Raw genomic sequence first — 12,299 nt, 5'->3', positions numbered from 1 at the left:
GGTTTCATCGGGGGCTTGAGTGAGGAGGGTCGGCTCAGAAGCCGAGTCCCGCAAAGCTTCTTGGGGCAGGTTCAAGGATTACCACCTGATTATTCTGAATTTGAGCGATTGCAAGCGCACGCTGGTTTGTGCCGTTGGGCAGCAGGCGGAACACGCCCTGTGTGCCCTGGAACCCTTGCGATTGAGTGAGACCAGCAACCGAAAGGGCTTCGGGGTTGCCTTGGGCGAGGAGCGCGCCGATTGCCGCGATCCCGTCAAAGGCCAGACCTGCCAGCGGATGCGGATTTTCCCCATAGGCCGCGGCGTAACGCGATTCAAAGAGGGAAATCATCTGCGTATCCGGCATCGCGAAAATGCCACCCTGTAGGCCCGGCAGAGCGAGCGCCTGAGGCGCCACATCCCAACGGGTTAGGCCGATGTATTGTGTCATCGTCGGGTCAATACCTTGTTCTGGCAGTGCAGTTGCGATCAGCGGCAGGTCAGCATTGACCCCGCCTGTGAGGAACACAGCCTGCGATCCAGAACTGCGGATCGAATTGGCAATCGGGCCAGCCGCCGAAATGATGCCCTGCTGGGTCATCGGATAGCTCTGCACGCTGCCCACGGTTTTGCCACCGTTGCGAACCGCATTGGCAATCGCATCACGGCCTACAGCCCCTTGGAGGTCGTCGCCGTGCACGATACTGAAATTCTGGATGCCTTTGGTGCCCGCATAGGACACGAGACGGTTTGCAGTGTTGTCAAAGGTCGGCCCGAGGACAAATACGTTGTTGCCCGCGATGGACGCATTGTTCGAGAAAGCCAAAACATTCACGCCACGATCAGCGACGGCGATGCCCGCCGCATTTGCAGCCTCGGCGTATAGAGGTCCGAGGATGATCTTGGCACCATCATTTACGGCCTGCGTTGCAACAGTAGCCGCCTGTTCAGGTGACGCGCCCGTGTTGTAGACGCGCAGGTCAATTTGCACGCCTTGAAGGTCCGCAATGGCCATCCGCGCCGCGTTTTCGAGGTTCGATGCAAGGAAGCTATCCGATTCGACGCCCGACCCACCGGGCACCAAAAGCGCCACTGTGACAGGTTTTGTCGGATCGACACGCATCCCGCCGCCCATTCCGTTCGAGACAGGAATCGGCTCACAGGCAGCAACCCAAGCGATGGAAAACAAAACGAAAATCCGTGCGGCCACCTGTTTGGCGGTGCGGGCAAATGCGAACATGAATATCTTACTCCTCTTGCATCGGGCGCCATGGATACGGCAGACCGATAGGACAAATCTCCTGGGCGTATCATAGGCCCCACAACCAGAGGGTCCAGCGATGAATCACCGCAACACGCCGTTAACCGCAGGTCTGTATCTGGTGGCAACACCTATCGGCTCTGCCCGCGATATCACCCTGCGATCGCTCGATATTTTGGCTTCTTGCGACCTTATCGTCGCCGAGGATACCCGAACCGCTCGCAAATTGCTCGATATCCATGGTGTGCCGCTGAACGGTCGGCGCATGATCGCCTATCATGACCACTCTGGTGATAATTCGGTCCAAGGGATCGTAAAGCTCATCGCCGAAGGAAAATCGGTGGCCTATGTGTCCGAGGCAGGAACGCCTCTCGTCGCCGATCCGGGGTTCGAACTGGGCCGCGAAGTCATCGCGCAAGGTCTAACCGTGACCGCAGCCCCGGGCGCTTCTGCGGTCTTGGCCGCGCTGACTGTGTCGGGTCTGCCGACCGATCGGTTCATGTTTGCAGGGTTCTTGCCCGCCGCGCGCGCCCAACGCCAAACCGAGATTGCCGCGTTGCGGGATATGCCGTTAACCATGATTTTTTATGAGAGTCCGAAACGGATTCAAGAAATGTTAGAAGACTTGAGAGAGATTCTGGGGGGATCGCGGGATGTCGCGGTCTGTCGGGAACTAACCAAAAAGTTTGAAGAAGTGACGCGCGGCACGCTGGATGAGGTGATCGACGCCTACGAGGGGCGCAGCGTCAAAGGTGAACTGGTGGTTCTGGTCGGACGGGCTGGTGCCACTGATGTCGAAGAGATGGATGTGGAAACGGCTTTGCGTCAGGCAATGGAAACCATGCGGGTCAAGGATGCCGCCACAGCGGTAGCAGGCGCGCTGGGCCTACCCAAACGGCAGGTTTACCAAATTGCGCTGGGCCTTTCCAAGGAGGACTAGTGGGCGTTGCTCTGCGAAAATCGGAACGTGGTCAGCGGGCCTATCATGCAGGCCTTGCTGCTGAAGGGATCGTTGAACGGGATTATTTACGTCGCGGGCAAACGGTTGCAGCGCGGCGCTGGCGCGGTCGGTATGGCGAAATCGATCTGATTTGTCGTGACGGGGATCGGATTGTCTTTGTCGAAGTTAAACAAAGCAAATCCCACGATCAGGCGGTGTCGCACATTACCAGTCGGCAAATGCAGCGTATCTGCGCCAGCGCCACGGATTACGTAGCGGGTGAACCGAAGGGGCAGCTGACACCAATGCGGATTGATGTGGCGTTGGTTGACGGAACTGGCGCGATAAAGGTGATCGAGAACGCATCAATGATGTGGTAGCCATTGAAGGGCAGGTCGGACTGCGCCATGTATGTGGCAACAGATACGAAAGGCCTAACCATGTCTCTTAAAGTTGCCATTCAAATGGACCCGATCGGTGCGATCAATATCGATGGGGACAGCACTTTCCGTCTCGCAGAAGAGGCACAGGCGCGGGGCCATTCGCTATTTTACTACACGCCTGACAAACTCGCATGGCAAGAAGGGCGGGTAACAGCGCGTGGTTGGCCTCTGACGGTTCAACGGGTGAAGGGCGATCACTTTACCTTGGGAGAAGAACAAGAGGTCGATTTGTCGGACTTCGACGTGGTTTGGCTGCGTCAGGACCCTCCGTTTGATATGGGGTATATTACCACCACCCATCTGTTGGACATGATCCATCCGAAAACACTGGTCGTGAATGATCCGTTCTGGGTGCGCAATTACCCCGAAAAGCTCTTGGTCCTCCAATTCCCAGAACTGACACCGCCGACCGCGATTGCGCGTGACCTGCAAACGCTCCGAAATTTCCGTGAGAAGCATGGCGATATCATTCTCAAGCCGCTCTACGGGAACGGTGGTGCTGGCGTATTCAAACTCTCGGCGGGCGACGGCAACCTCGCGTCTCTGTGGGAAATGTTCACGGGTATCAATTCTGAGCCTTTGATCGTGCAGAAATTCCTGCCCGCCGTGTCCAAGGGTGATAAGCGCGTGATCCTTGTCGATGGCGAACCCGTCGGAGCGATCAACCGCGTTCCGCAAAAAGGCGAGACCCGGTCGAACATGCATGTCGGCGGCCGCGCTGAAAAGGTTGAACTGACCGACCGTGATCGCGAGATCTGCGCCGCCATTGGCCCGCTTCTGAAAGAAAAAGGTCAGGTGTTTGTCGGTATCGACGTAATCGGCGATTGGTTGACCGAAATTAACGTGACCTCGCCGACGGGCATTCAAGAGCTTGAACGTTTTGATGGCGTGAATATCGCCGAGAAGGTCTGGCAGGCGATTGAGGCGCGGAGAGCCTGATATGTCGGTTCGACTGTGGCTTTACACGGCGATTAGCCGTCGCATTGTAAAGCCACTGTTCCGTTTATCCGACGACCCCATTCGCGACGCGGCAAAGCTCGACCGTTTGGGCGCTTTGGCAGGGCAATATGTGCCTTATTCCCTGCTGCTCGAGCGCGGCCTTGGTGGGCGGTCGGCAAATTGGGTGTCGGGACGTGGTGCCGAGAGTGGTCGCGTGATCCTTTATTTTCATGGTGGCGGGTATTTCGCAGGATCGGCGGACACGCACGGCCCCATCATGGCGCGGTTGTCGCACTATGCGGGCGTGCCCGTTGTCATGCCCAATTACCGACTTTCTTCTGCGGCGCCGTTCCCAGCGGCTTTCGACGATGCAAATGCTGCGTGGGATGATCTGGTGGCGCGCGGTTATGACCCCAGCAAAATCGTCATTGGCGGGGACAGCGCAGGCGGGGGACTGGCATTGGCTCTTTTGTCCGTGCTCTGCGCGAGGGGCGAACGCCCTGCGGGTATCTTTACTATGTCCCCTTGGACCGATTTGACCCTTTCGGGGGAGTCTGTGGCCCAAAACGCAGCGGCTGATGCGATTATTCCCGCTGATTGGATGGGCGCGGCCGCGCGGATGTATCACGCTGAAACGCCTGCCGATGATCCACGAGTTTCGCCGCTGTTTGCCGAGTTCGATGCCCCACCACCTGCATTCTTTCAAGTGGGAAGCCCTGAGGTTCTCGCCGATGACACCTATCGGATGGCTGAGGTGTTACGGGCAGCAGGCGGTGACGTTGAGGTTCAGACGTGGCACGACGCGCCGCATGTTTGGCATCTGGGGGAATATTGGGTGCCAGAGGCGCGGGCTGCCCTTCGTGACATTGCCAATTTTGTTCAAACCTCTTTCGATAGGGCGAGCCGATAACTGACCGCTTCGGCGATGTGAGGATGGCGCACTGATGGCGATCCGTCGAGGTCCGCAATCGTTCGCGCAACCCGAAGGACGCGGTGGTAACCTCGCGCGGTCAGTCCGAACTTTTCCGCCACTCGGGTCAGAAGGTCGCGTCCCTCTGCGTCAGGCGTAGCGACCTCTTCGAGGATTGCGCCTTCGGCCTCAGCGTTTGTGCGTATTCCGTCAATCCCTTGATACCTTTGGGTTTGTAGGTCTCTCGCCGATTGCACACGTGCCGCGACACTGGCCGAATTTTCGCCCGTCGCGGGTAGGTCTAGGTCGGTGAAGGATACAGGCGGCACTTCGACGCGCAGGTCGAACCGATCCATCAACGGCCCAGAAATACGGGCGAGGTAGTCGGCCCCGCAGGCAGGCGCTCGCGAACAGGCGCGGGCGGGATCTGACATGAACCCACATTTGCAGGGGTTGGCCGCAGCGACCAGCATGAACCGACAGGGGTAGCGGATATGGGCATTGGCACGAGCCACGACGACTTCTCCCGTCTCAATCGGCTGGCGGAGCGTTTCGAGGACTTGACGGTTAAATTCTGGGAACTCGTCCATGAACAAAACGCCATTGTGGGCGAGGCTGATTTCCCCGGGTTTTGCACCTTTCCCACCGCCGACAATCGCTGGCATGGAGGCTGTGTGGTGGGGTTCGCGGAAGGGTCGCGTGCGGCTGATCCCGCCCTCGTCTAAGAGGCCAGAGAGCGAATGGATCATGGATGTTTCTAACGCCTCAGCAGCCGTGAGGGGCGGCAAAATCCCTGGAATGCGGGCCGAAAGCATAGATTTCCCCGATCCCGGAGGACCGAGGAGAAACAGATGATGACGCCCAGCGGCAGCGATTTCAAGCGCCCGCTTGGCGCGTTCTTGCCCTTTTACATCTCGTAGGTCGCGGGCAGCGGGGGCGTGGCTGACTTCACCGGGGAGGGCAGGGGATAAGACCGCCTTGCCCGTGTAGTGGCGGATCACATCGAGGAGAGATTTGGCACCGAAAACAGATGTCGCGCCGACCCAAGCGGCCTCTGCGGCTGATGCTGTTGGGCAGAGTAGAACGCGGTCCTCTTCGGCAGCGGCGAGGGCGGCAGGCAGGGTGCCGATCACGGGCACGAGCGTTCCGTCGAGCGACAATTCCCCCAACGGGACTGTCTCTAACGCCTTGTCTTTTGGCACGATCTCTAGGGCAGCAAGCAAAGCCAAGGCAATGGGGAGGTCGAAATGCGATCCCTCTTTCGGCATGTCGGCGGGGGACATATTCACGGTTATTTTGCAGGACGGCAGGGCGATTGACATAGCCTCTAGTGCCGCCCGAATACGTTCGCGGGCCTCTGAAACGGCTTTGTCTGGGAGACCCACGATGGAAAAGGACGGCAAACCCGCCATGGTGGCGCATTGCACCTCGACCATGCGGGCCTCTATCCCTTCGAACGCAACTGTGTAGGTCGATGCGACCATGAAAAACCCCGCTAACCAGCTTATTCTGGTTAACGGGGCAGGTGTTTAAGTTTGGTTAAAACGGCCAGTCCTTGCGCGGAAGGTTCATCTCGTAGGGGAAGGTCTTGTGATTTTCCTTCAACGCCTCCGCCCGCCAGCGCAGGAACGCTGGATCGTTGAGGTGGTTTTCCACATAGGCCCTGGCGGCGTCCGACACGGGCAATCCATATCCCGTGATCCGCATCGCAACAGGGGCGTAGAACACATCGGCGAGCGAATATTCACCGAACAGCCAAGGACCTTTCGCCCCATGACGTTCGCGGGCCATGGCCCATAGGAATTCGATCCGCTCAAGGTTTTTTAGAACGGGCTCGGGCGCGATAAAGCCCTCCCAAACGTGACTGATCTGCATGTTGCAGACATCGCGCAGTGCGCCGAAGCCAGAATGCATTTCACAGACCAAGTTGCGGGCCAATGCGCGTGCCGCAGGGTCGCTCGGCCATAGCCCGGCATCGGGATGCCGTTCGGCCAGCGTCTCTGCCATCGACAGGCTGTCTGACAGAATATAGCCTTCGGGCGTTTTTGCGGCAGGCACAGTACGCGCAGGGGCCAGTTCGGCCATGTCTTGGGCCAATGTGCCCGCGTAGAGCCCCATCATATGCTCACGATAGGGCACTCCGAATTTTTCAAACATAAGCCAGCCGCGGAGGGATCAGCTGCTAAAAAGGCGATCGCCAACATAAAGATCATACATCATGAGAGGATGCTAAGTCGGGCTGCGAGACAACGCTATCGTTGTTTTGTGCGCGCGGTCATCACGGTTTGTGATTGATCCGTTCTGCCGACCACGGAGCGGTTTTGATTTCGGTGACAGAGAGGTTGTCGATCCGATGACCGAATGCTTCGTAGGGGGTGATCGACAGGGCGCGTTGGACTTGGGTCAGGATCATCCCGAAATGTCCGACCACAATGAGATCGGGCAGACCAAGCGCGAGGTACCCATCGATGGCCGCGCTGACCCGCGCAGCGACTGCGTTCCAGCTTTCCCCATTGGGTGGTGCGATATCGCCGGGGGTTTCCCAATAGGCGCGCATCAATGGATCATCCGAAAACGTTGCCATTTCCCAATCGCCAAAGTGAATTTCGCGCAAGGCCGCGTCGTGGGGCAATCGAGGGCGATGGGCTTGGATCGCATCGGCGGTGCTGACCGCGCGGGATAGGTCAGACGAGACAACGGGCGCATCGGGCAGGTGATCCGACAGGCGGGCTATCGCATCAACATCGGACAGATCGGCGGGTAGGTCGGTCCAACCTACCATCGCCTTGGCATGCGTAGGGCCGTGCCGAACGAGCCAGAGCCGCGTCATTTCAAAACCATCGGCAGACCCGCCGCCACAAACACCACGTGATCCGCCGCCGCTGCGATCTGTTGATTCATCGCACCGTGCAAATTCCGAAACCGCCGCCCCATGCTTGTCTCAGGCACAATGCCAAGGCCAAGCTCGTTCGACACCACCACAACAGGGGCAGGGCAACGTCGGCAGGCTTCGATGAATTCGGGGATCATGGCGTCAATATCCGCCTCACCCAGCATCAGATTCGTCAGCCAAAGCGTCGCGCAATCGATCAGAACCACGCCATCTGCGCTCACGTTATCGAGAGCCTTTGACATGTTTATCGGTTCTTCGATGGTCGTCCAGCCGTCGCCGCGCTGCACTTTGTGCTGCTCCACCTTGGCGCGCATTTCGTCATCATAAACCTGCGAAGTCGCAATGTAGAAGCGTTCTAAGCCAGATTCGAAAATCAACTTTTCCGCGTATTTCGACTTACCTGAGGCCGCGCCACCGAACACAAGTGTTAGTTTTTGCAAGGTGGGATGTGCAGGCATCTGTGATCCATTTCGCGGTGTGGTGCGTAAGCATTGGTAACGATGACAGAAGTCACACACAACAGCCGGCGGGAGATGAGATTATGGCTCTGGATACCACGTCTAACTTTAACATGACGCGCCGCGCGATGAAGGCGGAGCTTTTGGATGCTGAAACCGAAGCTCAACTGGCCTACGCGTGGCGGGATCACCGCGATGAAGAAGCGCTCCACCGTTTGACGACCGCTTACATGCGTTTGGCGATCTCAATGGCAGGGAAATTCCGACGCTATGGCGCGCCGATGCCCGACCTTATCCAAGAGGCCAGCCTCGGTCTGATGAAAGCTGCTGAAAAATTTGACCCCGACCGTGGCGTTCGGTTCTCGACCTATGCCGTCTGGTGGATCAAAGCGTCGATCCAAGATTTCGTGATGCGCAACTGGTCGATGGTTCGCACTGGGTCGACCAGCAGTCAGAAATCCTTGTTCTTTAACATGCGCCGCGTTCAGGCCCGTCTGGAGCGCGAAGCCACCGCCGAAGGGATCACCCTCAGCAAAGGCGATCTGCACCTCGCGATAGCGACTGAACTTGGTGTACCTGTACACGATGTTGAAATGATGGATGGTCGTCTGTCGGGGTCTGACTTCTCGCTCGATGCGACGCAATCGTCAGAAGACGAGGGGCGCTCTTGGGTCGATACGCTCGTCGATGACAGTGAACAGGCGGCGGAACGCGTCGAGGCATCTCACGATCAGGAAACCCTGCGCCAATGGCTGACAACTGCGCTGATGGCACTCAATGACCGCGAACGGTTTATCGTGCGCGAACGCAAACTGCGGGACGATCCGCGCACATTGGAGAGCCTCGGTGACGAGCTGGGTCTGTCCAAAGAACGCATTCGTCAGCTAGAGGCTGCGGCCTTCAACAAAATGCGCAAGAGCCTTGAAGGTCAGTCAAAGGAAGTGTTGAACTTCCTCGCATGAGAACTGCCCTTGCCCTGCTGTTATGGATGTCAGCGCCCGCCGTGGCGCAAGATATCCATATCTTGGGCGAGGTGCATGACAATCCTCTGCGTCATATCGAACAAGCAAACCAGATCGCGGCTATTACGCCCTCCGCAATCGTGTTCGAGATGCTGACGCCTGATCAGGCCGCGCTGGTTAACTCCAGCGATCGCAACGATCCCAATCTCAGCATGATCATTGGGTGGGAAGAGTCAGGTTGGCCCGAGTTCGCGATCTACGCGCCCATCTTCGCGGCGAGCGACGCCCCAGTTTACGGCGCGGCGCTTCCTCGGGATACGGTGATAGCTGCGATAGCATCGTCGGCCGCCGATGTCTTTGGTGAGGGCGCCGATCGTTATGGCCTCACTACTCTGTCTGACGACCTAAGAGCCGCGATGGAGGCCGAACAGGCAGAGGCTCATTGCGATGCACTCCCCGCTGAAATGCTCCCTGGAATGGTAGAGGCGCAGCGCTTGCGCGACGCACATTTCGCGCGCGTGACCCTGACCGCCTATGATGAAACTGGTGGACCGGTGGTTCTGATCACGGGCAACGGCCACGCCCGCACCGACCGCGCGGTGCCCGCCTACATCGCCCGCGTTCGGCCTGAACTGACGGTTCATGCGTTGGGTCTGCTGGAAGCACCCGAGGACGATGCGCCCTTTGACAGGGTGATCGTCACAGCCCCCGCAGAACGAGACGACACATGTGCGGCGTTCCGGTGATTGTTCTTTTCGTTGCCGCTGGTTAGGGTTCCACCAATCGTTCAAAGGGGGCCGTGATGCTGGCTGGCAAACATATCCTATTGATCATCGGCGGGGGCATTGCAGCCTTTAAGTCGCTCGATCTGATCCGGCGTCTGCGCGAACAAGGGGCAGAGGTCACGCCCGTGTTGACCAAAGCAGGGGCAGAGTTCGTGACGCCGCTCTCTGTCTCTGGTCTCGCCGCCCGCAAGGTCTATCAGGATTTGTTCGATCTGACCGATGAGGCCGAGATGGGCCATATCGAGTTGTCACGCGCGGCGGACCTCGTTGTTGTGGCCCCTGCGACGGCGGATCTCTTGGCGAAAATGGCGGGCGGTCATGCGAATGATCTGGCGTCGACGCTGTTGATGGCGACCGACAAACCTGTGCTGGTGGCTCCTTCAATGAACGTGCGGATGTGGGAACATGCCGCCACCCAGCGCAATGTTGCGACGCTCAAGGGCGACGGTATCCTGTTCGTTGGCCCGACCGAAGGCAACATGGCCTGTGGCGAGTTTGGCTTTGGCCGCCTGTCTGAGGTGCCTGAGATCATCGCCGCCATAGACGCCGCTCTCTCTGACGGGCCGCTCAAGGGCAAACGCATCCTCGTAACCTCAGGTCCGACCCACGAACCTATCGACCCTGTGCGCTACATCGCCAATCGGTCGTCAGGCGCCCAAGGCACCGCTGTCGCGCGGGCATTGGCTCAATTGGGTGCGGATGTTGTATTTGTGACAGGCCCCGCCGATGTGCCGCCGCCCGCGGGCGTAAATGTTGTGAAAGTGCAAACTGCGTCTCAAATGTTAGAGGCCGTTCAGGGCGCTTTACCCGTTGATGCTGCGGTCTTTGCGGCGGCAGTAGCGGATTGGCGGGTCGCCTCGGCCTCTGGGTCGAAGATCAAGAAAGTGAACGGCGCGCTGCCCGTTTTGGAGTTCGCAGAGAACCCCGATATCCTCGCAACCGTGAGCCAGATGACTGATGGCCGCCCGCCGTTGGTCGTTGGGTTTGCGGCTGAAACAGACGATGTGATCGCCCACGCAACGGCCAAGCGGGCCCGCAAAGGGTGTGACTGGATCGTGGCGAATGACGTCTCTCCTGAAACGGGGATCATGGGGGGCACCGAAAACGCTGTGACGCTCATCACTGGAACGTCCGCCGAAGACTGGCCGCGTATGGGCAAGGATGCCGTTGCACAGCGGCTCGCCCAGCGGATCGCGGAGGCCCTATGACTACCACGCCGACTATTGTGATCGAATGGCTCGACGGAGCTGATACCGACATCGCGTTGCCAGCCTACGAAACGGCGGGGGCGGCTGGTGCGGACGTGCGTGCGAACTTTGCTCCCAACGGGCGCGAAGGCGTCACCATCGAGGCGGGCGCTCGAGCACTGATCCCCTGCGGGTTTCGGATGGAAATCCCTGCAGGATATGAAGTGCAGGTCCGCCCACGTTCTGGCCTCGCCCTGAAACACGGTATCACCTTGCCGAATACACCGGGCACTATCGACAGCGATTATCGCGGGCCTGTTGGGGTGATCATCCTTAACGCGGGGTCCGAACCGTTCCACATCGCCCACGGTGACCGCATCGCGCAGTTCGTGGTCGCGCCTGTGGTTCAGGGGCAGTTCGCTCTCGGCTCTGGCTTGTCCGAGACGGCGCGCGGCCAAGGCGGCTTTGGCTCGACGGGGCGTAAATGATCACCGTTTTCGCGATGATTTCGGTCATGTGGGGCATCGGTTGGGCGATGAACGTTCCCCACCGCGTGCGTTGGGGCATGACGGGCGTTCTGATGGCGGCGGTGCTTTTGGCGAACATCGTTTTGCCCGCAGGCAATCCGCTGCGCCAAGCCACTGGCGGCGACGCCCGCCTCTGGGCGCTGATCATCGGCGCGGGCGTTGTGATTTATATCTACCGCGTCGGCCTCGGCTGGATCAAAGCCAAGGTCGCCGCGAAGGAACCCGTTGCCACATCGCCGACCAAAACATTCTCCGACAGCGAATTGGACCGCTACGCCCGCCACATGATGCTGCGCGAAATCGGTGGTGCGGGGCAGAAACGGCTGAAACAAGCCAAGGTACTGGTGATTGGCGCAGGCGGCCTTGGATCGCCCGCGTTGATGTATCTCGCAGCGGCGGGTGTCGGCACAATCGGCGTCGTGGATGACGATACCGTCGATAACTCCAACCTTCAGCGCCAAGTGATCCACACCGATGCCCGCATCGGCCAGCCCAAGGTGCACTCAGCTGCGGCCGCGATGACCTCGCTGAACCCGTGGATCGAAGTGCGTCCATATGCGCGTCGCTTGGACGATGACACGGCAGAGGCTCTTTTTGCCGACTACGATCTGATCCTCGACGGGACCGACAACTTCGCCACGCGCTACATGGTGAACCGCATCGCGGTCAAACTGGGGAAACCGCTGATCGCCGCCGCGATGACGCAATGGGAAGGACAAATTTCGGTCTACGATCCCGCCAATGGTGGCCCCTGTTTCCAATGTGTCTTTCCCGAGGCTCCAGCCGCAGGGTTGGTTCCGTCGTGCGCAGAGGCTGGCGTTCTTGGGCCACTCCCTGGCGTGATCGGATCGTTGATGGCGGCAGAGGCTGTTAAATTGATCACAGGCGCGGGCGAAACGCTACGTGGTCGATTGATGATGTATGATGCTCTCTACGCCGATAGTCGCATGATGAAGACCAAACCGCGGGCAGATTGCCCCGTTTGCGGAACATCCCACGATTAACGAGTGAATGG

The 12,299-nt window shown here is 59.0% G+C and carries 14 protein-coding genes; 9 read left to right on the top strand and 5 right to left on the bottom strand.

Annotated features, from left to right (window positions below; all coding sequences use genetic code 11):
• Positions 1–34 precede the first annotated feature (34 nt).
• Complete coding sequence (locus BSK21_RS11300; protein ID WP_067550657.1) at positions 35–1,219, bottom strand: penicillin-binding protein activator; 1,185 nt, start codon at positions 1,217–1,219, stop codon at positions 35–37.
• 100 nt (positions 1,220–1,319) lie between these two features.
• On the opposite strand from BSK21_RS11300, the gene rsmI reads away from it, so the two are divergent.
• From rsmI to BSK21_RS11280, 4 genes are read left to right on the top strand one after another with little or no spacing between them, the layout of a single operon-like run.
• The gene (gene rsmI, locus BSK21_RS11295; RefSeq protein ID WP_067550656.1) at positions 1,320–2,180 is read left to right on the top strand and encodes a 16S rRNA (cytidine(1402)-2'-O)-methyltransferase; all 861 of its coding nucleotides are present in this window, start codon (positions 1,320–1,322) and stop codon (positions 2,178–2,180) included.
• Positions 2,180–2,560: a YraN family protein gene (locus BSK21_RS11290; RefSeq protein ID WP_231924801.1), complete on the top strand. Its 381-nt coding sequence runs from the start codon at positions 2,180–2,182 to the stop codon at positions 2,558–2,560. Before rsmI ends, BSK21_RS11290 begins: the two co-directional genes overlap by 1 nt.
• Positions 2,561–2,620: 60 nt before the next feature.
• Positions 2,621–3,562, top strand: a complete 942-nt coding sequence (gene gshB / locus BSK21_RS11285; protein ID WP_067550874.1) for a glutathione synthase — start codon at positions 2,621–2,623, stop codon at positions 3,560–3,562.
• 1 nt (position 3,563) lies between these two features.
• On the top strand, positions 3,564–4,472 hold the full coding sequence (locus BSK21_RS11280; RefSeq protein WP_067550655.1) for an alpha/beta hydrolase fold domain-containing protein: 909 nt from the start codon (positions 3,564–3,566) through the stop codon (positions 4,470–4,472).
• Here the strand turns inward: BSK21_RS11280 and BSK21_RS11275 are convergent.
• The 4 genes from BSK21_RS11275 to cobU all read right to left on the bottom strand — a co-directional run bounded on the left by BSK21_RS11275 (position 4,442) and on the right by cobU (position 7,823).
• Positions 4,442–5,956, bottom strand: a complete 1,515-nt coding sequence (locus BSK21_RS11275) for a YifB family Mg chelatase-like AAA ATPase (protein ID WP_067550654.1) — start codon at positions 5,954–5,956, stop codon at positions 4,442–4,444. The two genes, BSK21_RS11280 and BSK21_RS11275, sit on opposite strands and share 31 nt — an antisense overlap.
• A gap of 55 nt (positions 5,957–6,011) precedes the next feature.
• A complete protein-coding gene (locus tag BSK21_RS11270; RefSeq protein ID WP_231924800.1) occupies positions 6,012–6,629 on the bottom strand; it encodes a glutathione S-transferase in 618 nt (205 codons plus the stop codon).
• A 121-nt stretch (positions 6,630–6,750) separates the two neighbouring features.
• Positions 6,751–7,302, bottom strand: a complete 552-nt coding sequence (locus BSK21_RS11265) for a histidine phosphatase family protein (RefSeq protein WP_067550653.1) — start codon at positions 7,300–7,302, stop codon at positions 6,751–6,753.
• On the bottom strand, positions 7,299–7,823 hold the full coding sequence (gene cobU, locus BSK21_RS11260) for a bifunctional adenosylcobinamide kinase/adenosylcobinamide-phosphate guanylyltransferase (RefSeq protein WP_067550652.1): 525 nt from the start codon (positions 7,821–7,823) through the stop codon (positions 7,299–7,301). Before cobU ends, BSK21_RS11265 begins: the two co-directional genes overlap by 4 nt.
• Positions 7,824–7,906: 83 nt before the next feature.
• Here cobU and BSK21_RS11255 point away from each other — a divergent pair, with 83 nt between their 5' ends.
• From BSK21_RS11255 to BSK21_RS11235, 5 genes are read left to right on the top strand one after another with little or no spacing between them, the layout of a single operon-like run.
• Positions 7,907–8,785, top strand: a complete 879-nt coding sequence (locus BSK21_RS11255; RefSeq protein WP_067550651.1) for an RNA polymerase factor sigma-32 — start codon at positions 7,907–7,909, stop codon at positions 8,783–8,785.
• Between the two features lie 26 nt (positions 8,786–8,811).
• Positions 8,812–9,531 (top strand): ChaN family lipoprotein, encoded by a 720-nt coding sequence (locus BSK21_RS11250; protein WP_232230432.1) that lies wholly within the window; start codon positions 8,812–8,814, stop codon positions 9,529–9,531.
• A gap of 56 nt (positions 9,532–9,587) precedes the next feature.
• Positions 9,588–10,778 carry a bifunctional phosphopantothenoylcysteine decarboxylase/phosphopantothenate--cysteine ligase CoaBC gene (gene coaBC / locus BSK21_RS11245; protein WP_067550649.1) on the top strand — a complete coding sequence of 397 codons (1,191 nt, stop codon included), beginning with the start codon at positions 9,588–9,590 and terminating at the stop codon, positions 10,776–10,778.
• Positions 10,775–11,245 carry a dUTP diphosphatase gene (gene dut, locus BSK21_RS11240; RefSeq protein WP_067550648.1) on the top strand — a complete coding sequence of 157 codons (471 nt, stop codon included), beginning with the start codon at positions 10,775–10,777 and terminating at the stop codon, positions 11,243–11,245. The genes coaBC and dut overlap by 4 nt, the downstream gene beginning before the upstream one ends.
• Complete coding sequence (locus tag BSK21_RS11235) at positions 11,242–12,288, top strand: molybdopterin-synthase adenylyltransferase MoeB (protein WP_067550647.1); 1,047 nt, start codon at positions 11,242–11,244, stop codon at positions 12,286–12,288. The genes dut and BSK21_RS11235 overlap by 4 nt, the downstream gene beginning before the upstream one ends.
• The last annotated feature ends 11 nt before the right edge of the window (positions 12,289–12,299 follow it).

The sequence above is a fragment of the Marivivens sp. JLT3646 genome, assembly GCF_001908835.1.
Lineage (GTDB): Bacteria > Pseudomonadota > Alphaproteobacteria > Rhodobacterales > Rhodobacteraceae > Marivivens > Marivivens geojensis.
This window is presented reverse-complemented; position numbering and strand designations above follow the sequence as displayed.